At 68.6% G+C, this 26,628-nt stretch carries 21 protein-coding genes and 1 riboswitch; of the genes, 12 read left to right on the top strand and 9 right to left on the bottom strand.

Annotated features, from left to right (window positions below; all coding sequences use genetic code 11):
• Window positions 1-17: 17 nt before the first annotated feature.
• Entirely contained in the window at window positions 18-2,723 is a 2,706-nt protein-coding gene (aceE, locus tag ACE3SG_RS21265) for a pyruvate dehydrogenase (acetyl-transferring), homodimeric type (RefSeq protein ID WP_374568215.1), read from the bottom strand.
• Between the two features lie 197 nt (window positions 2,724-2,920).
• Between aceE and ACE3SG_RS21260 the strand changes: the two genes are divergently transcribed.
• The 5 genes from ACE3SG_RS21260 (at window position 2,921) to ACE3SG_RS21240 (ending at window position 9,794) form a co-directional block, all read left to right on the top strand.
• Window positions 2,921-5,491, top strand: coding sequence for a PAS domain S-box protein (locus ACE3SG_RS21260; protein WP_374568214.1), 2,571 nt, complete (start codon window positions 2,921-2,923; stop codon window positions 5,489-5,491).
• Window positions 5,488-6,111: a response regulator transcription factor gene (locus ACE3SG_RS21255; protein WP_329716619.1), complete on the top strand. Its 624-nt coding sequence runs from the start codon at window positions 5,488-5,490 to the stop codon at window positions 6,109-6,111. Before ACE3SG_RS21260 ends, ACE3SG_RS21255 begins: the two co-directional genes overlap by 4 nt.
• A gap of 82 nt (window positions 6,112-6,193) precedes the next feature.
• On the top strand, window positions 6,194-7,048 hold the full coding sequence (gene folD / locus ACE3SG_RS21250) for a bifunctional methylenetetrahydrofolate dehydrogenase/methenyltetrahydrofolate cyclohydrolase FolD (protein ID WP_374568213.1): 855 nt from the start codon (window positions 6,194-6,196) through the stop codon (window positions 7,046-7,048).
• Between the two features lie 37 nt (window positions 7,049-7,085).
• Window positions 7,086-9,110, top strand: coding sequence for a M3 family metallopeptidase (locus ACE3SG_RS21245; protein WP_374568276.1), 2,025 nt, complete (start codon window positions 7,086-7,088; stop codon window positions 9,108-9,110).
• Window positions 9,111-9,155: 45 nt separating this feature from the next.
• Window positions 9,156-9,794, top strand: a complete 639-nt coding sequence (locus ACE3SG_RS21240; protein ID WP_374568212.1) for a glutaredoxin domain-containing protein — start codon at window positions 9,156-9,158, stop codon at window positions 9,792-9,794.
• 11 nt (window positions 9,795-9,805) lie between these two features.
• Here ACE3SG_RS21240 and ACE3SG_RS21235 read toward each other — a convergent pair whose 3' ends face one another.
• From ACE3SG_RS21235 to ACE3SG_RS21205, 7 genes are all read right to left on the bottom strand, one after another.
• Window positions 9,806-10,999, bottom strand: coding sequence for an MFS transporter (locus ACE3SG_RS21235; protein WP_374568211.1), 1,194 nt, complete (start codon window positions 10,997-10,999; stop codon window positions 9,806-9,808).
• Entirely contained in the window at window positions 10,996-12,357 is a 1,362-nt protein-coding gene (gene rmuC / locus ACE3SG_RS21230; RefSeq protein WP_374568210.1) for a DNA recombination protein RmuC, read from the bottom strand. Before rmuC ends, ACE3SG_RS21235 begins: the two co-directional genes overlap by 4 nt.
• 40 nt (window positions 12,358-12,397) lie before the next feature.
• Entirely contained in the window at window positions 12,398-14,416 is a 2,019-nt protein-coding gene (locus tag ACE3SG_RS21225; protein ID WP_374568209.1) for a methyl-accepting chemotaxis protein, read from the bottom strand.
• Window positions 14,417-14,488: 72 nt separating this feature from the next.
• Window positions 14,489-15,475, bottom strand: a complete 987-nt coding sequence (locus ACE3SG_RS21220; RefSeq protein WP_374568208.1) for a 2-hydroxyacid dehydrogenase — start codon at window positions 15,473-15,475, stop codon at window positions 14,489-14,491.
• Between the two features lie 161 nt (window positions 15,476-15,636).
• Window positions 15,637-16,338: a nitroreductase gene (locus ACE3SG_RS21215; RefSeq protein ID WP_374568207.1), complete on the bottom strand. Its 702-nt coding sequence runs from the start codon at window positions 16,336-16,338 to the stop codon at window positions 15,637-15,639.
• Window positions 16,339-16,343: 5 nt separating this feature from the next.
• Window positions 16,344-16,799: an acyl-CoA thioesterase gene (locus ACE3SG_RS21210; protein ID WP_374568206.1), complete on the bottom strand. Its 456-nt coding sequence runs from the start codon at window positions 16,797-16,799 to the stop codon at window positions 16,344-16,346.
• On the bottom strand, window positions 16,796-17,761 hold the full coding sequence (locus tag ACE3SG_RS21205) for a histone deacetylase (protein ID WP_374568205.1): 966 nt from the start codon (window positions 17,759-17,761) through the stop codon (window positions 16,796-16,798). Before ACE3SG_RS21205 ends, ACE3SG_RS21210 begins: the two co-directional genes overlap by 4 nt.
• Before the next feature lie 253 nt (window positions 17,762-18,014).
• On the opposite strand from ACE3SG_RS21205, the gene ACE3SG_RS21200 reads away from it, so the two are divergent.
• Entirely contained in the window at window positions 18,015-18,575 is a 561-nt protein-coding gene (locus tag ACE3SG_RS21200) for a phasin family protein (RefSeq protein WP_374568204.1), read from the top strand.
• 276 nt (window positions 18,576-18,851) lie between these two features.
• Here the strand turns inward: ACE3SG_RS21200 and ACE3SG_RS21195 are convergent, their stop codons facing one another.
• The gene (locus ACE3SG_RS21195; RefSeq protein ID WP_374568203.1) at window positions 18,852-19,751 is read right to left on the bottom strand and encodes a patatin-like phospholipase family protein; all 900 of its coding nucleotides are present in this window, start codon (window positions 19,749-19,751) and stop codon (window positions 18,852-18,854) included.
• 161 nt (window positions 19,752-19,912) lie between these two features.
• Here ACE3SG_RS21195 and ACE3SG_RS21190 point away from each other — a divergent pair, with 161 nt between their 5' ends.
• From ACE3SG_RS21190 to ACE3SG_RS21165, 6 genes are all read left to right on the top strand, one after another.
• Window positions 19,913-21,658, top strand: a complete 1,746-nt coding sequence (locus ACE3SG_RS21190) for a nitrite/sulfite reductase (protein ID WP_374568202.1) — start codon at window positions 19,913-19,915, stop codon at window positions 21,656-21,658.
• Window positions 21,658-22,164 (top strand): DUF934 domain-containing protein, encoded by a 507-nt coding sequence (locus ACE3SG_RS21185; RefSeq protein WP_374568201.1) that lies wholly within the window; start codon window positions 21,658-21,660, stop codon window positions 22,162-22,164. The genes ACE3SG_RS21190 and ACE3SG_RS21185 overlap by 1 nt, the downstream gene beginning before the upstream one ends.
• Window positions 22,161-22,982, top strand: coding sequence for a phosphoadenylyl-sulfate reductase (locus tag ACE3SG_RS21180; protein ID WP_374568200.1), 822 nt, complete (start codon window positions 22,161-22,163; stop codon window positions 22,980-22,982). Before ACE3SG_RS21185 ends, ACE3SG_RS21180 begins: the two co-directional genes overlap by 4 nt.
• Window positions 22,983-22,984: 2 nt before the next feature.
• The gene (gene cobA, locus ACE3SG_RS21175; protein WP_374568199.1) at window positions 22,985-23,761 is read left to right on the top strand and encodes a uroporphyrinogen-III C-methyltransferase; all 777 of its coding nucleotides are present in this window, start codon (window positions 22,985-22,987) and stop codon (window positions 23,759-23,761) included.
• Between the two features lie 117 nt (window positions 23,762-23,878).
• Window positions 23,879-24,202 (top strand): ferredoxin FdxA, encoded by a 324-nt coding sequence (gene fdxA / locus ACE3SG_RS21170; protein WP_374568198.1) that lies wholly within the window; start codon window positions 23,879-23,881, stop codon window positions 24,200-24,202.
• A gap of 117 nt (window positions 24,203-24,319) precedes the next feature.
• Window positions 24,320-24,427, top strand: a riboswitch (TPP riboswitch).
• A 63-nt stretch (window positions 24,428-24,490) separates the two neighbouring features.
• The gene (locus tag ACE3SG_RS21165) at window positions 24,491-26,605 is read left to right on the top strand and encodes a TonB-dependent siderophore receptor (RefSeq protein ID WP_374568197.1); all 2,115 of its coding nucleotides are present in this window, start codon (window positions 24,491-24,493) and stop codon (window positions 26,603-26,605) included.
• The last annotated feature ends 23 nt before the right edge of the window (window positions 26,606-26,628 follow it).

Below are 26,628 nucleotides of genomic sequence, written 5' to 3'. Positions count from 1 at the left end.
GCGTTGTCTCCTGCCGCTCAGGCGTAGAGCGGGTTGATCTTGTTCGCGTTGATGCCGTACTTGGCAATCGCTTCGGCCACCTTGGCGGCCGGCAGGCTGCCTTCGTCGGCCAGCGTCTTCAACGCGGCGACCACAATGTAATGGCGGTTGACCTCGAAATGCTCGCGCAGCTTCGAGCGGAAGTCGCTGCGGCCGAAGCCGTCGGTGCCCAGCACCTTGTAGGCCCGCCCCTTCGGCATGAACGCGCGGATCTGCTCGGCGTAGTTCTTCATGTAGTCGGTCGACGCGATCACCGGCCCGGCGTGTGGGCTCAGCTGCTCGGTCACGAAGGGCACGCGCGGCTTGTCGGTTGGGTGCAGCAGGTTCCAGCGTTCGCAGTCCTGGCCGTCGCGGGTCAGCTCGTTGAAGCTCGGGCAGCTCCACACGTTGGCGGCCACACCCCAGTCGGCTTCGAGCAGCTTCTTGGCGGCGATCGACTCGCGCAGGATCGTGCCCGAGCCCAGCAGGTTGACGCGCGGCGTCTTCTTGGCACCCTCTTCCAGCAGGTACATGCCCTTGATGATCTGCTCTTCGGTGCCGGGCTTGAGGCCGGGCATGGGGTAGTTCTCGTTCAGCAGGGTGATGTAGTAGAAGACGTTCTCTTGCCGCTCGACCATGCGCTTCAGGCCGTGGTGCATGATCACCCCCACCTCGTGCGCGAAGGTCGGGTCGTAGCTGACGCAGTTGGGGATCGTGCCGGCCAGGATGTGGCTGTGGCCGTCTTCGTGCTGCAGGCCTTCGCCGTTCAGCGTGGTGCGGCCCGAGGTGCCGCCGAGCAGGAAGCCGCGGGCCTGCATGTCGCCCGCCGCCCAGGCCATGTCGCCGATGCGCTGGAAGCCGAACATCGAGTAGTAGACGTAGAACGGGATCATGATCCGGTTGTTCGTCGAGTACGACGTGGCCGCCGCGATCCACGAGCCCATGCCGCCGGCTTCGTTGATGCCCTCTTGCAGGATCTGGCCGGCCACGTCTTCCTTGTAGTAGGAGACCTGGTCGCGGTCCTGCGGCGTGTACTTCTGGCCTTCGGGGTTATAGATGCCGATCTGGCGGAACAAGCCCTCCATGCCGAAGGTGCGCGCCTCGTCGACGAGGATCGGCACGGTGCGCGGGCCCAGCTGCTTGTCACGCAGCAGCGCGGTCAGGAAGCGCACATAGGCCTGCGTGGTCGAGATCTCGCGGCCTTCGGCCGTGGGGTCGAGCACCGACTGGAAAGTGGCCAGCTCGGGCACCGGCAGGCTCTCTTCGGCCTTGCTGCGGCGCTGCGGCAGGTAGCCGCCCAGCGCCTTGCGGCGCTCGTGCAGGTAGCGCATTTCCGGCGTGTCTTCGGCCGGCTTGTAGAACGGGATCTTCGACAGCTCGCTGTCGGGGATGGGGATGTTGAAGCGGTCGCGGAAGGCCTTGATGTCTTCGTCGGTCAGCTTCTTGGCCTGGTGGGCGATGTTCTTGCCCTCGCCGGCCTTGCCCATGCCGAAGCCCTTGACGGTCTTGATCAGCATCACCGTCGGCTGGCCCTTGGTGTTGACGGCGCGGTGGTAGGCCGCATAGACCTTCTTCGGGTCGTGACCGCCGCGGTTCAGGCGCCAGATGTCGTCGTCCGACATCTTCGACACCATCTCGAGCAGCTTGGGGTGGCGGCCGAAGAAGTTCTTGCGCACGAAGGCCCCGTCGTTGGCCTTCATGGCCTGGTAGTCGCCGTCCAGCGTCTCCAGCATGACCTTCTTCAGCAGGCCGTCCTTGTCCCGCGCCAGCAGCGGGTCCCAGTACGAGCCCCAGATCAGCTTGATGACGTTCCAACCGGCACCGCGGAACTCGCCTTCGAGCTCCTGGATGATCTTGCCGTTGCCGCGCACCGGGCCATCCAGGCGCTGCAGGTTGCAGTTGACGATGAAGATCAGGTTGTCGAGCTTCTCGCGTGCGGCCAGGCCGATCGCGCCCAGGCTTTCGGGCTCGTCCATCTCGCCGTCGCCGCAGAAGACCCAGACCTTGCGCTTGCTGGTGTCGGCAATGCCGCGGGCGTGCAGGTACTTGAGGAACCGCGCCTGGTAGATCGCCATCAAGGGCCCCAGGCCCATCGAGACGGTGGGGAACTGCCAGAAGTCCGGCATCAGCTTCGGGTGCGGGTAGCTCGACAGGCCCTTGCCGTCGACCTCTTGCCGGAAGTTCAGCAACTGCTCTTCGCTGATGCGGCCTTCCATGAAGGCGCGGGCATAGATGCCGGGCGCCGAATGGCCTTGGATGTAGAGCAGGTCGCCGCCATGGTCGGGCGTGTCGGCGTGCCAGAAATGGTTGAAGCCGGCGCCGAACATCGTGGCGACCGACGCAAACGAGGAGATGTGGCCGCCCAGATCACCGCCGTCTTCGGGGTGCAGGCGGTTGGCCTTGACGACCATCGCCATCGCGTTCCAGCGCATATACGCGCGCAGGCGCTCTTCGATCTCGACGTTGCCCAGACACTGGGCTTCGTCTTCCGGCTCGATCGTGTTGACGTAGCCGGTGGTGGCCGAGAACGGCTGGTCTACGCCGTGCTGGCGGGCGTGCTCGAGCAGTTGCTCAAGCAGGAAATGGCCACGGTCGCGGCCCTCGGTGTCGATGACGGCCGACAGGGCGTCGAGCCATTCGCGGGTCTCCTGTGCATCCGCATCGTTGGCGGCGGCGCCCAGGAAAGGTTCAGGCAGGGCGGACATCTTTGTCTCCTCGTGAATGGCCAAAAACAGGCAGGCTTCGTGGTCGGCGCGAAGTTTCGCACAGCCCGTTTTGATTTTCAAATGGTGGCTAATGATTTCATATTGTGGTGTCTACGTAGCCTCCGGCCCGCGGCCGTTGGCACGCTTGGCGGCGCCGCGTTTCGCCAGGGGAAATGCCGCCGCCGATAATCGCGCCAATGGCTCTGGCACGCGAACCGCTCAAACCTTCCCCATCACGCCTGCAGCGCTTGTTTGGCCGCTGGTGGCGCCAACAATCGCCGGCGCGGCAAGACCGCTTCGCGACCATCGGCCCGCTGGTCTCGGTGCTGATGTTTCTGGCCGCGATCACCGCGGCCTTCTGGTACCTGCGCAGCGAGGAAATCGACCGCGCCACCGACGCGCTGCGGCGCGACACCGAGGTCGCGCAACAGCAGATCCGCCTGCACCTGATCGAGAACCAGGAGCAACTCGTTCGGATCGCGCGCGAGCTGGTCACCAAAGACATCGACACCGCCGAGTTCCTGGGCCAGGCCGGCGCCTTCCAGCGCGAGCGGCCCGAGGTGCGCCACTTCACCTGGGTCAACGCGCAACGCCGTGTGCGCGCCAGCCAGGCGGTGCTGAGCTTTCACCCTGAAGACGGCAGCGGCACCATCACCGCCGACCCGTCGCTGCCGGCCGAAGGCCGGCGCAGCGAGGCCGAGTACGCCTTCATCGCCGCGCGCGACACGCGCCAGCCGGTCTATTCGCGCCCGTTCACCGATGCCAGCGGGCTGGCGGTGTTCCAGGTCCAGATCCCGCTGATCGATCGCAGCAACTTCGCGGGCACGCTGATCGTCGAGTACTCGGTCGAGGCGCTGGTGCGCTTCTTCGTGCCGACCGAGGTGACGCGCCGCCACCTGGTCAGCGTGCTGGGGCCGGACAACCGCGTGCTGGTCAGCACCGTCAGCTCGATGCCGGGCCAGCCGGCGAACCCGCCTTCGCTGCAGTACGACCTGCCGCTGGCACCGATGTCCAACGGCCTGACGCTGCGCGGCCAGGGCTACCGCACCTCGATCGGCCTGATCGGCAACACGCTGTTCTGGATGGTGGTGGCGCTGTCGGTGCTGACGGTGTGGATGCTGCTGGGCACCTGGCGCCACATGCGGCGGCGCTCGCAGATCCAGAACGCGCTGGTGCAGGAAACGAACTTCCGCCGGGCGATGGAAAACTCCATGCTCACCGGCATGCGGGCGATGGACAAAGACGGCCGCGTCACCTATGTGAACCCGGCCTTCTGCGCGATGACCGGTTTCGCCGAGGCTGACCTGATCGGCCGCTACCCGCCCTTCCCTTACTGGCCGCCCGACCGCATCGAAGAAAACACCCGCCTGCTGCAGCAGGAACTGCAGGGTCGCAGCCCGGTTGGCGGCATCGAGGTCAAGGTCATGCGCAAGGACGGCTCGCTGTTCGACGCGCGCATGTACGTGTCGCCTCTGATCGACCCCAAAGGCCAGCAGACCGGCTGGATGACCTCGATCACCAACATCACCGAGGCCAAGCGCATCCGCGACCAGCTCTCGGCCTCGCACGAGCGCTTCACCACCGTGCTCGAAGGGCTGGACGCCGCGGTGTCGGTGCTGTCTGTGCAGCACAGCGAGCTGCTGTTCGCCAACCGCTCGTACCGCCTGTGGTTCGGCGCCGACGCGCGCGGCCACGCGATCCTGGCCAACAGCTCGAACGGAGCGCCCTACCTGCCCGAGCCCGATGAAGAGGTCGACGGCCTGTCGGGCCTGCCGACGCAGCCGCTGACCGAGACCGGCGCCCAGCCGCGCGAGGTATTCGTCGAGTCGCTGCAGATGTGGTTCGACGTGCGCGCGCGCTACCTGCAGTGGACCGACGGCCGGCTGGCGCAGATGCTGATCGCAACTGACATCACCGCGCGCCGCCGTGTCGAAGAGCAGGCCCAGCAGCAGGCCGAAAAGGCGCAGGTCACGAGCCGGCTGATCACGATGGGCGAGATGGCCTCGTCCGTCGCGCATGAGCTGAACCAGCCGCTGGCCGCGATCAACAACTACTGCAACGGCATGGTCAGCCGCGTGCGCGCCGGCTCGATCGGCACCGAGGACCTGATCGCCGTGTTGCAGAAGACCGGCCGCCAGGCCGAGCGCGCCGGGCAGATCATCCACCGCATCCGCTCGTTCGTGAAACGCAGCGAGCCGCAACGCCAGCCGGCCCATGCGCGCGACATCGTCGAAGACGCGGTCGAGCTCGCCGGCATCGAGCTGCGCCGGCGCAAGGTCAACATCCACACCTACGTGGCACAGCGCTTGCCGATGCTCCACGTGGACCCGATCCTGATCGAGCAGGTGTTGCTGAACCTGTTGAAGAACGCCGCCGAGGCGATCGACAGCGCCAAGATGCAGAATTCGCGCCGCCACATCGAGCTGCGCGTCGTGCCGCGCCACACGCCCGAAGAAGGCGGCGTGATCGAGTTCAGCGTGACCGACATGGGCCCCGGCATGAGGGAGGATGTGCTGGCCCGCCTGTATGAGGCTTTCTTCTCGACCAAGGCCGAAGGCATGGGCATTGGCCTGTCGCTTTGTCGTTCAATCGTTGAGTCTCACCGGGGCCGGATACGAGCCCAGAACCTCTACAATGCGGGGTCCGTTACGGGGTGCCGCTTCGCGTTTACCCTGCCGGTTGATCTGACCCAACGCGCTGAAGCCCACCCCGTGCCCGATGTGCCGGATGTGGCTGCAGCGTCGAACCCGAACGCATCCGCCTCATGAGCCTGATTCCGAAAAAGGGTACCGTCTACGTGGTCGACGACGACGAGGCGGTTCGAGACTCCCTCCAGTGGCTGCTCGAGGGCAAGGATTACCGGGTCAAGTGTTTTGATTCCGCCGAATCATTTCTCTCGCGCTTCGATCCGCGCGAGGTGGCCTGCCTGATCGCCGACATCCGCATGGACGGCATGAGCGGCCTCGAACTGCAAGACCGCCTGCTCGAGCGCAAGAGCCCCCTGCCGGTCGTCTTCATCACCGGCCACGGCGACGTGCCGATGGCCGTCACGACGATGAAGAAGGGCGCGATGGACTTCATCGAGAAGCCCTTCAAGGAAGAAGAGCTGGTGGTGCTGGTCGAACGCATGCTCGACCAAGCCCGCGTCGCCTTCTCGCAGTATCAAGAGCAGGCGAGCCGCGACGCCCTGCTGTCGCGCCTGACCACGCGCGAAGCTCAGGTGCTCGAGCGCATCGTCGCCGGCCGCCTGAACAAGCAGATCGCCGACGACCTGGGCATCAGCATCAAGACGGTGGAGGCGCACCGCGCCAACATCATGGAAAAGCTCAATGCCAACACAGTGGCCGACCTGCTGAAAATTGCACTCGGCGCCACGCACAAGGCCTGAACTTCTTCAAGCCGACACCAACTCAAATGACGGGGCCCCAGGGCCCCGTTTGCGCTTCTGCTTCTCGTCGAGGACCCCTCCCATGACCGCTCAACTGATCGATGGCAACGCCCTGTCCAAGCAACTCCGTGCGCAGGTGGCCCAGCGCGCCGCCGCCCTCACCGCCCGCGGCATGACGCCGGGCCTCGCGGTCGTGCTGGTCGGCGACAACCCCGCCAGCGCCGTCTACGTGCGTAACAAGGTCAAGGCCTGCGCCGACAACGGTTTGCATTCGGTGCTCGAGAAGTACGACGCCACTTTGACCGAGGCCGAATTGCTGGCGCGCATCGACGCCTTGAACGAAGACCCGGCCATCCACGGCATCCTGGTCCAGTTGCCGCTGCCCGCCCACATCGACGCGCACAAGGTCATCGAAGCCATCTCGCCGGAGAAAGACGTGGACGGCTTTCACGTCGCCTCGGCCGGCGCCTTGATGGTCGGCCAGCCCGGCTTCAAGCCCTGCACGCCCTACGGCTGCATGAAGATGCTGGAGTCGATCGGCGTCAACCTGCGCGGCAAGCATGCGGTGGTGATCGGGCGCTCGAACATCGTCGGCAAGCCGATGGCGATGCTGCTGCTGGCCGCCAACGCCACCGTCACCATCTGCCACAGCGCCACGCCCGACTTGGGCGCCCACACCCGCCAGGCCGACATCGTCGTGGCTGCGGTCGGCATGCGCAACGTGCTGACCGCCGACATGGTCAAGCCCGGCGCGGTGGTGATCGACGTGGGCATGAACCGCAACGACGAAGGCAAGCTCTGCGGCGACGTGGACTTTGCCGGCGTCAGTGAAGTGGCCAGCTGGATCACCCCGGTGCCCGGCGGCGTGGGCCCGATGACCATCACCATGCTGCTGGTGAATACCATCGAGGCTGCGGAACGCCGCGCCGGCATTTGAGTCTCTCCCGCATCAGCCTCAGGACCTGCCCATGACCATGACCAACCCGCTGCTGCAGTTCGACCGCCCGATCGCGTTCGACGCGATCCGCCCTGAGCACGTGACCCCCGCGATCGACGAGCTGCTGGCCGCGGCCAACGCGGCGCTCGAGCGCGTGGTGGGGCCCGAGGTGCCGGCCGACTTCGACGCGATGTCCGCCGTGCTGGCGGTGGCCACCGAGCGGCTGGCGCGAGCGTGGGGCGCTGTCGGCCACCTGAGCCACGTGGCCGACACGCCCGAGCTGCGCGCCGCCCACGCCGAAAACCTGCCGCGGGTGACCGAGTTCTACACCCGACAAGGCAGCGACGAGCGCCTGTACGCGAAGTACAAGGCCGTTGCCGTCAGCCCCGGCGCCGCGACCTTGAGCGCCCCGCGCCGCCAGGCACTGAGCCACTGGCTGCGCGACTTCAAGCTCGGCGGCGCCGACCTGAAGGGCGAGGCCAAGGCGCGCTTCGCGCAGATCCAGGACCGCATGGCCGAGCTGTCGCAGGCCTATTCGAACCACGTGCTCGACGCGACCGACGCCTTTGCCCACTACGCGACGGAAGCCGAGCTCGCCGGCGTGCCCGCCGACGTGCTGGAGGGCATGCGCGCCGCGGCCGAGAAAGACGGCCAGGCCGGCTACAAGATCACGCTGCATTTCCCCAGCTACTTCCCGGTGCTGCAGTACGGCAGCCACCGGCCGCTGCGCGAGAAGCTCTACACGGCCTACGTGACCCGCGCCAGCGAGCAAGGCCCGGCCGAGCTGGACAACTCGCCGGTGATGGCCGAGCTGCTGACGCTGCGGCAAGAAGAGGCTCATCTGCTCGGTTATGCCAACTACGCCGAGGTGTCGCTGGCCCCCAAGATGGCCCGCACGCCGGCTGAGGTGATGGCCTTTCTGCGCGACCTGGCCACCAAGGCGCGGGCCAGCGCCGAACACGATCTGGCCGAGCTGCGCGAGTTCGCCGCCCGCGAGCTGGGGCTGGCCGACCTGCAGTCCTGGGACATCGCCTACGCCAGCGAGAAGCTGAAAGAAGCCCGCTACGCCTTCAGCGACCAGGAGGTCAAGGCCTACTTCCCGTTGCCCAAGGTGCTGCAAGGCCTGTTCGGCATCATCGAGACACTATTCGAGGTCGCCATCCGCCCGGCCGATGCCCCCGTGTGGAACGAGTCGGTGCGTTTTTTCCGCATCGAGCGCGCCGGCACACTGGTCGGCGAGTTCTACCTCGACCCCCACGCCCGCGCCGGCAAGCGCCCGGGCGCCTGGATGGACGACGCGCGCGAACGCTGGCTGCGCCCGGACACCGGCCACCTGCAGACGCCGATCGCGCACCTGGTGTGCAACTTCGCGGCGCCCATCGGCGACAAGCCCGCGCTGCTGACGCACGACGACGTCATCACCCTCTTCCACGAATTCGGCCACGGCCTGCACCACCTGCTGACGCGGGTCGACGACCTGGGCGTCTCGGGCATCGCCGGCGTCGAGTGGGACGCGGTCGAGTTGCCCAGCCAGTTCATGGAGAACTTCTGCTGGGAGTGGGACGTCGCCAAGCACCTGACCGCCCATGTCGACACCGGCGAGCCGATGCCGCGTGAGTTGTTCGACAAGATGCTGGCAGCGAAGAACTTCCAGAGTGGGCTGCAGACGCTGCGCCAGGTCGAGTTCGGCCTGTTCGACATGCGGCTGCACACCGAGGCCGATGCGCCGCAGCGCATCCAGGCCATTGCCGGCGAGGTGCGCGACGAGGTGGCGGTGATCAAGCCGCCGGCGTTCTCTCGCACCGCCCACACCTTCTCGCACATCTTCGCGGGTGGCTATTCCGCGGGGTATTACTCATACAAGTGGGCCGAGGTGTTGTCCGCCGACGCCTTCAGTGCGTTTGAGGAAGAAGGCGTGCTCAGTGCCGCCACCGGCCGCCGCTACCGCAGCGAGATCCTCGAAGTGGGCGGCAGCCGGCCGGCGCTGGAAAGCTTCAAGGCCTTCCGCGGCCGCGAGCCCACCATTGACGCTTTGTTGCGTCATCAGGGCATCGCGGCTTAAGTTCTTCCGCTAGATTGCTGGCTGTATCACAAGGGTTCGACCGCCATGACCACCACTCGCTTCCCGCTCGCCCGTTCGCTGGGGCTGGTTGCCGCCGCGCTGACGCTGGCTTCGCTGACCTTGCCGGCCCACGCGGTCTACAAGATCGTCGGGCCGGACGGCAAGGTGACCTACTCCGACACGCCACCGCCCGCGGGTGGGCCGGCGAAGGTGCATGCGGTGGCGGTGGGTTCGGGTGGCGGCGCGCCGAACCTGAGTGGCTTGCCCGTCGAGCTTCGCCAGGCGGCGTCCAAGTACCCGGTCACGCTCTACGCCGCCGCCGGCTGCCGCCCGTGCGACGCCGGCCGCCAACTGCTGCAACAGCGCGGGGTGCCGTTTGCCGAGAAGACGGTGGGCACCACCTCGGCCGACACGACGGCGTTGCAAAACCTGACTGGCGCCACCACGTTGCCGGTGCTGACCGTGGGCCAACAACAGCTCAAGGGGCTGACCACGAGTGAATGGACCAGCTACCTCGACGCCGCGGGCTACCCGAGCGAATCGAAGCTGCCCCCTAGCTACCGGGCGCCGGCGTCCACGCCGCTGGTCCAGCCGGCGGCTGCCCCTGCCACCGCAGACGCCACCGCGCCCGCCACGGCCGAGACCCCTGCCCGCGCCGCCAGCGGCCCGAACATCCGCTTCTGAGCGCCTGAGCGTCAGTCCTGCGGCCGCGCGATGCGCGCCGCGGGCATCTGCGCGGCCAGCACCAGCGAGCCCATCAGCCACAACGGCGCCGCCGGCACGGTGGCCGCCGCCAGGGCGCCGAAGCTGACCGGCATCACGATCGTCGCCGCGTTGGTGGCCAGCATGCGCAGCCCCAGCGCCTGGCCGTGGCGATCACCCGGCGTCACCTGGTGCAGCATCGCCAGGATCATCGGCTGCACCGAGCCCAGCGCCAGCCCCAGCAGGGCCGAGCCGAGCATCATGCCGGCAGCACCCGGCAGCCAGAAGTAGACCGCGCAGGTCACCGTGGCCAGCGCCATCGCGCCGCGCAGCGCCCGCTTCTCGTCCAGGTGGTCGGCCCAGCGCGAGATCGCCAGGCGCACCACGGTGGCCGCCACCGCGAACGAGCCCAGGATCAGGCCGATGCTCGATGCGCTCAGGCCGCGCGTGTGCCCCAGCACCGGCACCGCAAAGCTGTGCGCGTCCCAGCAAGACGACAGCGCCAGGTTCACCAGCAACAGGTGGCGCAACGGTGCCAGCCGCAGCAGGCTCAGCGCGCCGCGTGGGCGGCCGCGGCTGTCCTCGGCGGGGCTGCGCGCCGGGCCCGACAGCCCCCTCGGCACCCGCTGCCCCAGCCACCACGCCAACAGCGGCAACAGCGCGGCAAAGACGAAGCCCGCACGGAACCCGACGTGGTCGATCAGCAGACCGACGACCACCGGCGCCAGCGCGTTCGACAGCGCGGGCCCCAGCGCGATCCAGCTGAACACCCGTTTCAGGTCGCTGGCGTCGCGTGCCATCAGGCCCGCCTCGCGCTGGATGCCGACGGCGGCCACCGCCACGGCACCGCCGGTCGCCAGCGCGGCCACCGCCAACGCTGCCGGGTGCTGGGTGAGCACCGCCACCAGCGCCCCGGCCAGGCCCATCGCCACGCCCACGCTCAACGGGCGGTGCAGGCCATGGCGATCGGCCAGCCGGCCCGCCCACAGCGACAAGCCGATCGGCGCCACCGCGAACAGCGACAGCAGCACACCGACGATCCACTCCGGGTAGCCCCGCTCCAGCACCAGCAGGCTGGCGGTGACGCGCGTGGCGGCCATGCTGGCGTGCACGCAGATCAGCGAGCCGATCACCGCCGGCAACGCGGCGCGCAGGTTGGGCGCCGGTGGCGCGCCCGCCGCGCTCAAGCCTCGCCCTCGGCGCCTTCGTCGAACAGGTCGGGGCTGCTGCGCTGGCCCAGCAGCGCCTTGGCATGCGCGTCGGGCAGCGTCTCGACGCTCTTGAGTTTGCGGGCCATCTGCCGCGTGCGCACCTCGGCGTCATCGATGGTCCGGCTCGCCTCGTCCAGCTTCTTCTTGGTCTTGGCCAGCACATCGCCGAACTTCTGGAACTCGCTCTTCACCGCGCCCAGCACCTCCCACACCTCGGCGCTTCGGCGCTCCAGGGCCAACGTGCGAAAGCCCATCTGCAGGCTGTTCAGCGTGGCCAGCAGCGTGGTCGGGCCGGCCAGCGTGATGCGGTGTTCGCGCTGCAGCGCCTCGACCAGGCCCGGGCGGCGCAAGGCCTCGGCATACAGGCCCTCGGTCGGCACGAAGAGGATGCCGAAGTCGGTGGTGTGCGGCGCCGCGATGTACTTCTCGCGGATCGTCTTGGCCTCGAGCCGCAGGCGGCTTTCGATCGCCTTGGCTGCGGATTCGGCGGCCACCGGGTCGGCGCGGTCCTGCGCGTCGAGCAGGCGCTCGTAGTCCTCGCGCGGAAACTTGGCGTCGATCGGCAGCCACAGCGGCGCGCCATCGTCGCGCCGCCCCGGCAACCGGATCGCGAACTCCACCCGTGCGCCACTGCCCGGCACGGTTTCGACGTTGGCACCGTACTGCTCGGGCGTGAACACCTGCTCGAGCAGGCCGCCCAGCTGGTATTCGCCGATCAGGCCGCGCGTCTTCACGTTGGTCAGCACACGATTGAGCGAGCCCACGTCGCGCGCCATGTTGCGCATGTCGCCCAGCCCCTGGTGCACCGCCTCCAGCCGCTCGGCCACCTGCTTGAAGCTTTCGCCCAGGCGCTGCTCCAGCGTCGCGTGCAGCTTCTCGTCGACCGTGGCGCGCATCTGCTCAAGCTTGCGTTCGTTGCCCTCTTGCAGCGCGGCGAGCTGGGTCTGCACGGTGCTGCGCACTTCGGCCAACCTGTTCGTGTTGGCCTCGCCGAGCGCGCGCAGCTGGTCGGCGATCAGCTGCTGCATCGCGCCCAGCTGCGTACGGAAGGAGTCGATCTGCTCGTTCTGCGTGCGGGCCACGTCACCCGACTGGTTGAGCAGCATCTGCTGAAAGTTGCCGAGGTCGGCCCGGGCCGCCTGGGCGTTGCGGCCCAGCTCGTCGCGCAGTTCGCGTTCGAGCCGGTCGCTGTCGGCGCGGGCGGCGTCGCGCAGTGTCGTGACCAGCGCCTGGGCTTGGCTGCCATCGTCTTCGCGCTGGCGTGACGACAGGCCGATGAAAATCAAAATCAGCAGGTTCAGCGCGGCCAGCGCCAACAGGATCCAGTCGGTCATGGGCCGATTGTCTCAGCCCATGATCAGCCCCTCGTAACGCTCAGGCAGCCGCGTGCAGCCTGACCCGCTCTGCCGGCAAGGCCGCCGCCGCATTGCCCCCTGATTCGGCCGGGCCGCTGCTCGCCGCATCGGCCCCACCCAGCCTGAACGCACGCATCAGCTCGAGCAACCGGCTCGCCTGGTCTTGCAGGCTCGCACCGGCAGCCGCCGCCTGCTCGACCAGCGCGGCGTTCTGCTGCGTCAGGTGGTCCATCTGCACCACGGCATCGTTGATCTGCGCCAGCCCGTGGCTCTGCTGCGACGAGGCCTCGCTGATCTGCGCGATCGTCTCGGCCACCTGGCGAATCGCGATGCTGGCCTGCTGCATCGTCGTGCCCGCCGTTTCGACCAGCTTGCCGCCGGCCTCCACCTGCTCGACGCTGGCGCCGATCAAGGTCTTGATCTCCTTGGCCGCCTCGGCGCTGCGCTGCGCCAGCGCCCGCACCTCGCCCGCCACCACCGCGAAGCCGCGGCCCTGCTCGCCCGCCCGCGCGGCCTCGACCGCCGCGTTCAACGCGAGGATGTTGGTTTGGAAAGCGATGTCGTCGATCACGCCGATGATGTCGCCCACCTTGCGGCTGCTAGCCTCGATGCCGTGCATCGTGTGAACGACCTGGCCCACCACTTCGCCACCTCTTTCTGCCACGCTGCAGGCCGATTGCGCCTGCTGATTGGCCATGCGCGCATTTTCGGCATTGGCCGACACCGTGGCGGTGAGCTGCTCCATCGAGCTGGCGGTGCGTTGCAGCGAGGCCGCCTGCTGCTCGGTGCGCTGCGACAGGTCGGCATTGCCCTGGGCGATCTCGCGCGCGGCAGTGGCCACGCTGTCGGCATTGCCGCGCACCTGGCCCACCATGCGGGCGAGGCCCGATTTCATCGTCGCCAATGCGCGCATCAACTGGCCGATCTCGTCGCGGCCGCTCGCCTGCACGTCGCCGCTCAGGTCGCCCTCGGCGATGCGCTCGGCCAGGCCGACGGCCCGCTGCAGCGGCACGGTCATGCTGCGCGACAGCAACTGCACCAGCAGGCCGATGATCAGCAACAGGCCGCCGGCCAGCGCGGCCTGGATCAGGTTGCCGCGCTGCAAGCCGTTGACCCGCTCCTCCAGCTGTGAATTCAGCAGGTCGAGCGCCACGCCGTCGACCACGAACAGCGCGTCGATGGTCTTGGTGAAGGTCGACACATAGTCGACCGGCGAATAGCTCGGCGTCTCCGGCTGCAGCAGCTCGCGCCGCGCCAGGTCCAGCGTGGCCTGCACCTGCGTCTTCAACGCGCCGACCTTTTCGGCCAGCGCCTGCTGGATCGCCGGGTTGGCGGCAAAGCTCTTGTCGAATGCGGTCACCATCGTCGAGTAGTGGTCCTCGGCCAGCTGGATCACGCCGCTCAGCAGCACCTTGCCTTCCGGCCCGATCTTGGCCTCGGCCAGGAAGCCGGCGCCGCGGGCCCGCGTCTGCCCCAGGGCCTCGGTGGCAAAGGGCAGCTTGATCAGCGAGGCCGTCATCAGGTAGTAGGTATCGGCCTGCGGATCGAGGATCAGGCCGGAGTCGTCCAGCAGCACGTCCAGCACCTTGAAGTAGCGGGCGATCAGCTGCGCGTGGCGTGTGCTGCTGTCGGCGGCCGGCAGGCGCTTGGCGCTCACGTCGGCCTCGAGCGCACGCCAGGCGTCGGTGCCCTCTTTCCAGGCGCTCAGCAGCTTGGCGCTGAAGCCGGCTTCAGGCAATTGCTTGTCGAGGTCGGCCAGGGCCTTGTCGACCTCGGCCTTCTTGGCGTCGCGGGGCGCCTGCATCTCGGCCTTGCCGCCCAGCATGCCGGCCGACAGGCCCCGGTGCTGCTGCGTCAGCTGCACCAGCCGCACCAGTTGCCTGGCCGGTGAGATGCCGTTGATCTCACCTTGCGCTGCACCCACCAGCTCTTGCGATTGGCGCCACTGGAACACCAACGGCACGCTGACCGCCAACAGCACCAGCACACCCAACAGCAACAGCTTGCGCCGGATCGACAGAGCCTGGATGAAGTCCACTGCACACCTCCTCGCGGCCGCGATGCCCAGCCAGTCTAGGCCGACCCAGGGTGCAGCGCCAGCGGAGATTGCTCAGGCCACCACTTCGGGGTTCAGCGGGGTCGGTGGCCGCCCGCCGGTCAAGGCGGCGATCAGGTTGCTGGCGGCCAGATCGGCCATCGCTCGGCGCGTGGGCAGGCTGGCGCTGGCGATGTGCGGCGTGAGCACGACGTTGGGCACGGCCAGCAGCCCGGGGTGCACGCGGGGCTCGCCTTCGAACACGTCCAGCCCTGCTGCGGCGATGCGGCGCTCGTGCAGGGCCTGTGCCAACGCGGCATCGTCGACCACGCCGCCCCGTGCGATGTTGGTCAAGGTCGCCGTCGGCTTCATCAGTGCCAATTCGGCCGCGCCGATCAAATGGTGGGTTTGCGGCGTGTACGGCACCACGATCACCAGGTGGTCGGCCACGCGCAGCAGATCGTGCAGGGCAAGGTACTGGGCACCGACCACCGCCTCGTCGGCACCAGAGAGGCGACTTCTGTTGTGGTACGCGACCTTCATGTCGAAGCCGAGCGCGCCGCGCCTGGCGATCGCCTGGCCGATGCGGCCCATGCCGACGATGCCCAGCGTCGCGCCGTACACGTCCGAGCCGGCGAACAGGTCGTAGGACCACTGCTTCCACTGGCCGGCACGCAACCAGTGCTCGCTCTCGCTGATGCGCCGGGCGGCGGCCATCATCAGCGCAAAGCCGAAGTCGGCCGTCGTCTCGGTCAGCACGCCGGGCGCGTTGGTGGCCAGCACACGCCGCGCGGTGCAGGCGGACACGTCGATGTTGTTGTAGCCGACCGCCATGCTGCACACCGCCCGCAGTTGCGGGCAGGCGGCCAGCAGCGCGGCGTCGATGCGCTCGGTGCCGGTGATCAGCACGCCGGCGCAGCCCTGCAGGCGCTCGGCCAGCGCCTCGGGCGCCAGCGGTTCGGGCTCCTGGTAGGCGTCCACCTCGAAGTGCTGGGCCAGGCGCTGCGAAATCTCGGGGAACAGCCGGCGCGCCACCAGCACACGTTGTCGCTCCTGGGTCATGTCTGTCGTTGCCTTTGCTTGAACCTTGCGTCAACCGCCATGCAAGGCGCTGCCCGGATGAAACCCGATCAACGCCAGCATCACCAAGAATCCGAGCACATCGTGCGCTGTCAGGGCCTGGGAGGCTGCCAGGCAGGCATGTGCGAAAGCCTCTCGGGCCCTCAGCCGTGAAAGCGCGCGAAACCCGCCACCGGCTCGCGCTCGGTCACGAGCGTGTTCTCGATCGCGTTCGGGTCGGCATGGCCGAGCGCCATGCCACAGACCACCATCTCGTCGAGGCCAAGGCCCAGCTCGGCGGCGATCACCCGGTGGAACTGCGTGAACGCCGCTTGCGGGCAGGTGTCGAGCCCACGCGCGCGGGCCGCGACCATCACGTTCTGCAAGAACATGCCGTAGTCCAGCCAGCTGCCTTGCTGCATCACGCGCTCGATCGTGAAGATCAGGCCGACCGGCGCGTCGAAGAACTCGTAGTTGCGCCGGTGCTGGCTGTGCATGCGGTCCTTGTCGGCCTTGCCGATGCCGAGCAGGCCGTACAGGTCCCAGCCGACCTTGCGGCGGCGGTCGATGTAGGGCGCCCGCCACTCGGTCGGGTAGTAGGCGTATTCCTCGGTGTGCTGCGAGCGCACGGCCGGGTCGTCGTAGACGGCGCGCAGCCGCTGCGACAGGCGCTGCCGCGCCTCGCCCATCAGCACATGCACGCGCCAGGGCTGGGTGTTGGTGCCCGACGGCGCACGCGAGGCCACGGCCAGGATCTCTTCGACCACGTTGCGCGGCACGGGCGTGGGCAAGAAGGCACGGATCGAACGGCGCGAGGTGATGGCCGCATCGACGGCGGCGGTGGATTCGGTGGAGATGGCAGTCATGGTGCTCAAGCCTTCAAAGGCGCCAGCGCCGCCAGCAACGCCGGCGGCAATGCGGTGGGCCGGCGCGTGGCGCGATCCACGTAGACATGGACGAAATGGCCGGCCGCGGCGGTCAGCGGCTCGCCGGCACCGAACAAACCCACCTCGTAGCGCACGCTGGATCGGCCGACATGGGCCACCCGCAACCCGGCCTCCACCGCCTGCGGAAAAGCCAGCGGGGCGAAGTAGTTGCAGCGGGTCTCGATCACCAGGCCGATCACCTCGCTGGTCTCGATCTGCAGCGCGCCGGCCTCGATCAGGTAGCCGTTCACCGCGGTGTCGAAGAAGCTGTAGTAGACGACGTTGTTGATGTGGCCGTAGACGTCGTTGTCCATCCAGCGGGTGCCGATGGGGCGAAAGAGGCGGTAGGCGCTGCGCGGCTCGGCCTGTGCCCGCGCGGCCTCGGGGGTGGCACTGCTCATGCCGGTGATTGTTCCATCGGCGACGGCATCCGGTGCTGCCGCCATGCCTGCCAGCTGTCGGCCGCCAGCGCGAGGGTGGTCGCCTGCAGGGCCACCGTCTCGTGGATGTCGCGCCCATAGCCGCCGGCCATGCTCAGCGCCACCGGCACGCCGCGCTCGCGCAGCGCAGCCAGCACCCGCCGGTCGCGCTCGGCCATGCCGGCAGCGGTGAGCTTCAGCCGGCCCAGCCGGTCGTTCTCGTGCGGGTCGGCCCCGGCCAGGTAAAAGGCCAACCCCGGTGGGCGGCCCTCGTGGCGGCGCCAGACCTCGCCCAGCGCCGTGTCGAGCGCAGCCAGGTACGGCTCGTCGCCGCAGCCATCGGGCAGCTCGACATCCAGGTCGCCGGCCACCTTGCGAAACGGAAAGTTGCGCTCGCCATGCATCGAGAAGGTGAACACGGTCGGGTCGTCGGCAAAGATCGCGGCGGTGCCGTTGCCCTGGTGCACGTCGAGGTCGATCACCACCACCCGCAGCAACGCCTTGTGAAGGCGGTGCCACTCGGCCTGCATCAGGCGGGCCGCCACGGCCGTGTCATTGAAGACGCAGTAGCCCGAGCCTTTGTCGGCACTGGCGTGGTGGGTGCCGCCGGCCAGGTTGGCCGACACGCCTTCGGCCAGCGCGGTGCGCGCCGCGGCGATCGTGGCGCCCACCGAGCGCCGCGCGCGCTCGGCCATGCGCGGCGACCAGGGAAAACCGATCTCGCGCTGCGCCGCCGGGCTCAGGAAGCCCTCGGACACCGCCGTCACGTAGACGGGGTCGTGGGCCAGCGCCAGTTCGCCGTCGGTCGCCGCGGGCGCCTCTTCGAGCCGGATGCCTGGCAGCTGCGCCGCCACCCGGTCGCGCAGCAAACGGTACTTGGGCATCGGGAAGCGGTGCCCGTCCGGCAACGGCAGCACGAAATGGTCGGAGGTGTAGGCCCGCATGGTGCGCAGGCACTGTGCCACAGCGCCCGCCGGGCGGCCTCGGTCGGCCCCCATGTCCCGTCCCGGCCCCCTGCACCCGCCTGATGACAGCCGTCCTACCTAGGGCAATGACCCTACTTTGCTGCACTGCAACAAATATTGCTTGCAAAGCTCGCCGAGAACCCCAATACTTCGAACCATGTTGCAGCGCACCATTGGTTTTTGGAACGGCTGCAGTCCCTGCCCCACCCCACTGATCCGATAGGAGATTCCCATGCTGACCGCTGAACAACTGCTGGCTGTCCAAAAGTCCAACGTCGAAACCCTGTTCGACCTGACCAACAAGGCCTTCGAAGGCGTCGAGAAGCTGGTCGAGCTGAACCTGCAAGTCGCCAAGGCTTCGCTGGGTGAAGTCGCCGAAACCGCCAAGGCCACGATGTCCGTCAAGGACGCGCAAGAGCTGCTGTCGCTGCAAGCCGGCCTGCTGCAACCGGCCGCCGAGAAGGCCGCCGCCTACAGCCGCCACCTGTACGACATCGCCGCCACCACCAACGCCGAAGTGACCAAGGTCGCTGAAGTGCAACTGGCCGACGCCCAGAAGAAGTTCATGGCCACCGTCGACAGCGCCGTCAAGAACGCCCCGGCCGGCACCGAAAGCGCCGTTGCCCTGGTGAAGTCGGCCATCTCGGCCGCCAACAACGCTTACGAAAGCGCCCACAAGGCCGCCAAGCAAGCCGCTGAAGTCGCTGAAGCCAACTTCCAAGCCGTGACCAGCACGGCCGTCAAGGCTGCCCAATCGGCCCCGAAGGCCGCCCGCCGCGCCGCCACGGCCTAAGGCCCGAAGGCATGCCTGAAGTGCTCTGACAAGAGAGCCAACCGGGGGAACGACGCACCTGTGTGCGCGACCACCGCAAAGCGACGGAACTTCCGCCGCCTGCCGGTTGTCTCTCAGAACGCCACGCTGTGCCTGAGCGGCGTGGCCTTCATGGAAGGTTGTCTCCTCGGTACCTCTTGAAAGACTGGCTTTCCAGGTACCTTCCAACCCGGCTGGTCCTCGCGGACCACCGGGTTTTTTATTGCCTGGCGCGCACTTGGCGCGGTTTCTTGAAGTTCAGCGGGTCAGCGCCGCGATGCGCTGGCGCAGTTGCGGCAAGGCTGCCAGCGCGGCCTCGCGGCCCGACTGGATGACCTTCATCCGGGCCGTGAAGTCGGCGCCAGAAACCCCGTTGAGCCCCGGGCGCAGCACCACGTCGGCCTCTTTCAGCTCGAAGCGGTTGATGCTGCGACCCATGATGGCGAAGGTCTGCAGCAGCATGCGCATCGCGTCGCCGGTGGCGTTGCCGTCCGGCGGCGACGAGATGTCGACCGCGATCACCAGCTCGGCCCCCATCTGCCGGGCAAAACGCACCGGCACCGGCGACACCAGGCCGCCGTCCACATACTCACGGCTGCCGATCTTGACCGGCTGGAACACCGCCGGCACCGCGCTGGACGCGCGCACCGCCACGCCCGCGTCGCCGCGCTGGAACAGGATCGGCGCCCCATCGCCCAGGTCGGTGGCCACGATGCCCAGCGGCATCTTCATCTGCTCGATGTTCAGGCCGCCGGTCTGGCTGCGCACGTAGCGCGCCAGCGCCTCGCCGCGGATCAGCCCGCGGCCCGGGAACGACCAGTCGGTCAGCCCGGACTCGTCCATCGACTGGGCCAGCGAGCCCATCTCGACGCCGCTCTTGCCCGACGCGTACATCGCCGCCACCAGGCTGCCGGCCGAGGTGCCAACCACCAGGTCGGGCCGGATGCCCTGCTCTTCCAGCACCTGGATCACGCCGATGTGGGCGAACCCGCGCGCGGCCCCGCCGCCCAATGCCAGCCCAATCCGGGGTGGCCGCGGCGGCACCGGGGGCGCCGCAGGCGGCGGTGGCGGCGCGATCGGCTGCTCGGCCACCACCGGCGGGCGGGGCGGCGCCGTCTGGCAGGCCGCCAACGGCAGGCCGGCAGCAGCCGCCCACATCAGGCGCCAGCACAGGGCCCGGCGGCCGGCGTTTGGCGCCGCAACGGCGTCTTTAGATTCTGATGGAATATTCAAGTGAAATTTGTGTTCTTTTCAAGCATATAACGAATCCGTAGAGTGCCTCCAAGCCCTGTTTCGCCTGGGCACCCTCTACAGAACCCATGTACCAATACACCTCGTTCGACCGCCAGTTCGTGCACCAGCGCGCAGCGCAGTTCCGTGACCAGCTCACCCGCAACCTGGCTGGCGAGCTGGCCGACGACGACTTCCGCCCGCTGCGCCTGCAGAACGGTTGGTACATCCAGCGCCATGCGCCGATGCTGCGCGTGGCGGTGCCTTACGGTGAATTGTCGTCGCGCCAGTTGCGCCAGCTGGCTCGCATCGCACGCGAGTTCGACCGCGGCTTCGGCCATTTCACCACCCGCCAGAACCTGCAATACAACTGGATTCCGCTGCCGAAGTCGGCCGATGTGATGGATTTGCTGGCCGAAGTCGACATGCATGGCATCCAGACTTCGGGCAACTGCATCCGCAACATCACCAGCGACGCGTTCGCCGGCATCGCGCCGGACGAGATCGTCGACCCGCGCCCGTACTGCGAGATCCTGCGCCAGTGGAGCACGCTGCACCCCGAGTTCGCGTTCCTGCCGCGCAAGTTCAAGATCGCCGTCAGCGGCTCGGTCGAAGACCGTGCGGCCATTGCCTGGCACGACGTGGGCCTGCAACTGGTGAAGAACGACGCCGGTGAGGTCGGCTTCAAGGTGTTGGTGGGTGGCGGCATGGGCCGCACGCCGGTCATCGGCACCGTCACGAATGCGTTCGTGCCGTGGCAAGAGATCCTCGTCTACCTCGAAGCCGTCGTTCGCGTCTACAACCGCTACGGCCGCCGCGACAACGCCTACAAGGCGCGCATCAAGATCCTCGTCAAGGCCGAGGGCCAGAAGTTCGTCGACGCGGTCAACGCCGAGTTCGCCAAGATCCTCGAACAAGACGCCGACGGCCGCGAGCACATCATCCCGGTGTCCGAGCTGGAGCGCGTGTCGCGCCACTTCGAGACGCCCGGCGGCGTGCACCCGGCCACCCACGGCTTCGACCCCCACCGCACCGGCCCGGCGCCGGCCGCATTCTTGCGCTGGCTCGAACGCAACGTGCACGGCCACCGCGTGCCGGGCTATCGCGCCGTGACGCTGTCGCTCAAGCGCGCCGGGCAGGCCCCTGGCGACGCCACCGCCGAGCAGATGGAAGCCGCCGCCCAGCTGGCCGACCGCTACTCGCTGGGCGAGCTGCGCGTGTCGCACGACCAGAACCTGGTGCTGCCCTGGGTGCGCGAGGCCGACCTGTTCTCGGTCTGGCACGCCGCCAAGGACGCCGGTTTCGCCACCCCGAACATCGGCCTGCTGACCGACATGATCGCCTGCCCAGGCGGTGACTTCTGCGCGCTGGCCAACGCCCGCTCGATCCCTGTGGCTGCCGGCATCACCGAGCGTTTCGACGACCTGGACGCGCTGTACGACATCGGTGACATCGACGTGCACATGAGCGGCTGCATGAACTCCTGCGGCCACCACCACACCGGCCACATCGGCATCCTCGGCGTCGACAAGGACGGCGCCGAGTGGTACCAGATCTCGGTCGCCGGCTCGGACGGCTCCACGCTGAGCGGCGCCGCCACGCCCGGCAAGGTGATCGGCCCGTCGTTCTCGGCCGACGAAGTGCCCGACGTGGTCGAAGCGCTGATCGACGTCTACCTGCGCCAGCGCCAGGCCGGCGAGCACTTCATCGACACCGCGCGCCGCCTGGGTGTGCCGCCTTTCCGGGCCGCGGCAGATGCCGTGCGCCGCGACACCGCCGCACCGGCCGCCAAGCCGGCAGCAGTGGCGGTGGCCGAAACCGCCGAGGCCCTGTGATGAGCGCCGCCACCCAGATGAACTTCGTCCAAGCCGCCCAAGACCCGTGGCGCACGCCGGTCGGCGAATACGGCCCGCTGCCGATCCCGCCGATCGCCGCCCACAGCCTGCTGACGCTGGAGCAGTGGCAAGCCGTGCGCGGGCAATGGCCGGCCGACCTGCCGGTGGGCCTGACGCTGGCCAACACCGCCGAGGTCGAAGACCTGGCCGAAGACCTGCCCCGCCTCGCACTCGTTGCGCTGCAGTTCCCCAAGTGGGTCGACGGCCGCGCCTACAGCCAGGCCCGCGTGCTGCGCGCCCGCCTGCGCTACGCCGGCGAAGTGCGTGCCACCGGCGACGTGGTCGTCGACATGCTGCCGCTGCTGCAGCGCACCGGCTTCGATGCCGTGCAGCTGCGCGACGGCCAGAGCGAGGCCAGCGCCCGACGCACGCTGACGATCGTCTCCGAGCACTACCAGGGCGACGTGCACCAGACACGCCCGCTGTTTTCGAGGGTTCCCGCATGAGCGCCGTTTCGTCCCTGCCGCTGACCTCTGCCCTGCCCGGCGCTCACCCCGCCGCCGCGGCTGCGTCCAGCGCCATCTCGCTCTACGCCCGCCACACCGAAGGCTACGAAGAGCGCGTCGAAGCCACCATCGCCCAGCTGCGCCAGGCCGCGCTGGACCACCCCGGCAGCATCGTGCAGGCCACCAGCCTGGGTGCCGAAGACATGGTGCTGACCGACCTGATCGCCAAGCTGAACCTGCCGATCGCCATTGGCACGCTGCAGACCGGCAAGCTGCACGCCGAGACGCTGGCGCTGATCCCCGAGATCGAAAGCCGCTACCGCCTGGACGTCGAGGTCTACAGCCCGCGCGAAGAGGCCGTGGTGCATTTCGTGCGCCGCCACGGCGACGACGCGATGTACCAGAGCATCGAGCTGCGCAAAGGCTGCTGCCAGGTCCGCAAGCTAGAGCCGCTGGCCCGCATGCTGCAGAACCGCGAAGCCTGGGTCACCGGCCTGCGCCGCGAGCAGAGCGCCAACCGCGGCGCCGTGCCGCTGCGCGAGGTCGAGGCCAACGGCCGCATCAAGTTCAACCCGCTGGCCGACTGGAGCTGGGCCGACATCTGGCACTACATCGAGTCCAACGACGTGCCGTACAACGCGCTGCACGACCAGTTCATGCCCAGCATCGGCTGCGCCCCCTGCACCCGCGCGATCGCGGTGGGTGAAGAGTTCCGCGCCGGCCGCTGGTGGTGGGAAGACGAGAAGGCCAAGGAATGCGGCCTGCATGCCGTGCAGCAGCCCAGCATCACCGACCGCGGCGAAGCGGTGGCGGCCTGAGCATGCCCGGGCGCGGCCATGTCATCTTCATCGGCGCCGGCCCCGGCTCGGCCGACCTGATCACGCTGCGCGGTGCCGGTGCGCTGGCCCGCGCCGACGTGGTGCTGTTCGACGCATTGACCGACCCGGCGCTGCGCGAGTTCGCCCCCAAGGCCGAGTGGATCGACGTCGGCAAGCGCGGCTTCTCGACCACCACCGCGCAGGCGCGCATCAACGCGCTGCTGGTGCAACACGCGCAGACGGGCGCGCGGGTGGCGCGGCTGAAAGGCGGCGATCCCAGCGTTTTCGGCCGGCTCGAAGAAGAGCTGCAGGCGCTGGCCGAGGCCGGCATCACCAGCGAGGTGATCCCCGGCGTGACCGCCGCCCTGGCGGCCGCGGCCGCGTCGGCCCGCCCGCTCACGCGGCGTGGCAACGGCCGCAGCGTGTCGCTGACCACCGCGATGACGCAAGAGCGCGAGTTGCATGCCGGCCGCCGGGCCGACACCGAGGTGTTCTACATGGCCGGCCGCCAGCTCGCCAAGCTGTCGCGCTGCCTCGCCGACGCCGGCTGGCCGGCCGACACGCCGGTCAGCGTGGTTTCGCGTGCCGGCTGGCCCGACCAACTGGTCAGCGAGCATCAGGTTGGCAGCCTGGCCGCCGCCTGCGTGCTGCACGCCGGCCGGCCGGCGGTGGTCACCGTCGGCGTCGGCGCCGCTGCGCTGACGGCCCCTGGAGCGGCGTCGGGCGAAGACCCGCTCGCCGTGGACTGTGCCTTGCCCGAGGGTTATCCCGCCGGCTGAAGGCCTCAGGCCCTAAAATCGCATGCTTTGCCGCGCAGCGTTGCGCGGGCAGCGCCGGTTCCCCGCAGGGCGGAGCCAGGCGCCCGAGCCCTTCTCTTCACTTCTCACCGCCACCCCATGACCCACGTCGTCACCGAAGCCTGCATCCGCTGCAAGTACACCGACTGCGTCGACGTCTGCCCAGTCGACTGCTTCCGCGAGGGCCCGAACTTCCTGGCCATCGACCCCGACGAGTGCATCGACTGCGCGGTGTGCATCCCCGAGTGCCCGGTCAACGCGATCCTGCCCGAGGAAGACGTGCCGGCCGACCAGCAGAAGTTCATCGCCATCAACGCCGATCTGGCCAAGGGCTGGCCGAGCATCACCAAGCGCAAGGCCGCGCTGCCCGATGCCGACGAGTGGAAAGACCGCAAAGACAAGCTGGACCAGCTGATCCGCTGATCTGCTGATCCACATCAAGCCCGCCAGGCCTTCGTCGCGGCGGGCTTTTTTGCGGGTGCCGCGGGCGCCCACGAACGCGGCGATAATCCGCGCCGCTGCCAGGCACTGAGCGTGGCAGCCATTCGCTAGGGGTGTTGGCGGGCCTTCCGGGGCCGTGCCGACTGAGAAAAACCCTTTGAACCTGATTGAGGTAATCCTCGCGCAGGGAAGCAGCTCAGACGGCGCCGCGCGTTCGCGTGGTGGCCCCTCCCGAACTTGCCGACCTGCCATCGACCTGTCGAGTCCCTGATGGCACTGCCGTACCGCACCCGTTTCACCTTGCATGCGCTGGCCCTGGCCGCGCTCCACGCCACCTGCGCCGGCCAGGCCGCCGAGCAGGTCACCATCACCGGCCGCCTCGACGCGCTGCCCGCCAGCGTGGCCGGCTTCGGCGATGCACCGCTGTCGAAGTCGCCGTTCCAGGCGCTCAGCCTGAGCCGCAGCCAGCTCGAAGACGTGGGCGCCAACGCCTTGTCGGCCCTGACCCGGCTCGACGCCAGCATCGCCGACGCCTACAACGCCCCGGGCTACTGGAGCGCGCTGACCGTGCGCGGCTTCGTGCTCGACAACCACTACAACTACCTGCGCGACGGCCTGCCGATCAACGCCGAGACCGCGATCGCGCTGGAGAACAAGGAACGCATCGAGGTGCTCAAGGGCACCACCGGTGCGCAGGCCGGCACCAGCGCACCGGGCGGCCTGGCCAACCTGGTGGTCAAGCGGCCGCGCGGCAGCGACCAATCGGTGGTCTTTCTCGGCTGGTCGGAGCGCGGCAACTTCAAGGCCGCCGCCGACCTGGAGCGCCGCTTCGGCGACGGCGGTGCGCTCGGCCTGCGCCTGAACGCCGCGGTCGAATCGCTCGACCCGCAAATCCATGACGCCAAGGGTCAGCGGCATCTGCTGGCGCTGGCCGGCAGCGCGCAGCCCACGGCCGACCGCCGCTTCGACGCCGAGATCGAGATCAGCCACCAGTCGCAGCCCAGCATGGCCGGCTTCAGCATGCTGGGCGACCGCGTGCCCTCGGCGCGCAGCATCGACCCACGGCTGAATCTCAACAACCAGACCTGGTCGAAGCCGGTCGTCTTCGACGGCACCACCGCCAGCCTGCGCTGGACCGAGACCCTGGGCGCCGACTGGCAATTGCAGGCTCAAGTGATGAGCCAGCGCCTGCGCACCGACGACCGCATCGCCTTCCCCTACGGCTGCACTGCCGAAGAGAAGTGGGACCGCTACTGCAGCGACGGCAGCTTCGACCTCTACGACTACCGCAGCGAGGGCGAGCGCCGCGACACCGTGGCCGGCGCGTTGACGTTGAACGGCCGCGCCCAGTGGTGGGGCCTGGCCCACCAGCTGTCCACCGGCGTGCAGTGGAGCGACTTCCGCCTGCACCCCAACGAGCAGATCTACCAACCGGCCGGCACCGGCCAGATCGACGGCAGCGTGCAGGTCCCCGCCCCCGTGCCCGAGCCCTACACCGCCGCCGGCCGCCACGAGCGCAGCACCGAGCTGCATCTGCGCGACCACCTGGCGCTGGGCCAGGACACCGGCCTGTGGCTGGGCCTGCGCCACAGCGCCTTGCAGCGCTCGAACGACGCGAATGCCACCGACTACCGCCAATCGTTCACCACCCCGTGGGTGGCGCTCAGCCACCAGTGGACCGACGCGCTGCTGGTCTACGGCAGCTGGGGCCAGGGGGTCGAGAGCGACGTTGCGCCGAGCCTGCCCAACTACACCAACGCCGGCCAGGCGCTGCCGGCGTTGAAGAGCGAGCAGGTCGAGTTGGGCCTGAAGTTCTCTCAGGCCGAGTGGAACGCCAGCCTGACCGCGTTCGACATCCGCCGGCCGACGGCGGACGACCTGTGCGACGACGCCAGCGGCACCTGCACCCGCCGCATCGACGGCAACGCCCGCCACCGCGGCATCGAGGCCAGCGGCGAGCTGCACACTGGTCAGCTGACTTTGCAGGCCAGCGGCATGTGGCTGCGCGCGCGCCGCGAAGGCGCCAGCGACGAGGCGCTCAACGGCCGCACGCCACCGAACGTGGCCGAGCGCAACCTGCGCCTGATGGCCGGCTGGCAGTTCACCGAGATCACCGGCCTCAGCGCCCAGGCGAGCCTGAGCTACGAAGGCCCGCGCTACGTGCTGCCTGACGACAACAGCGCCCGCATCCCCGGCTGGACCACCGCCGGCCTGGCCGCCCGCTACGCCACGCGCGCCCTCGGCCACGAGTGGTTGCTGCGTGCCGGTGTCGACAACCTGTTCGACCGCCGCGCCTGGCGTGAGAGCCCCTACCAGTTCAGCCACGCCTACCTCTATCCGTTGGAGCCACGCAGCTTTCGCATCTCTTTGCAGACCAGCTTGTAGAACTCCTATTTTTCTGTCTATAA

Source organism: Ideonella sp. (assembly GCF_041914305.1).
Taxonomy (GTDB): Bacteria; Pseudomonadota; Gammaproteobacteria; order Burkholderiales; family Burkholderiaceae_C; genus Ideonella.
Note: the sequence above shows the minus strand (reverse complement) of the source record. Positions and strands in the feature narration are given on the sequence as shown.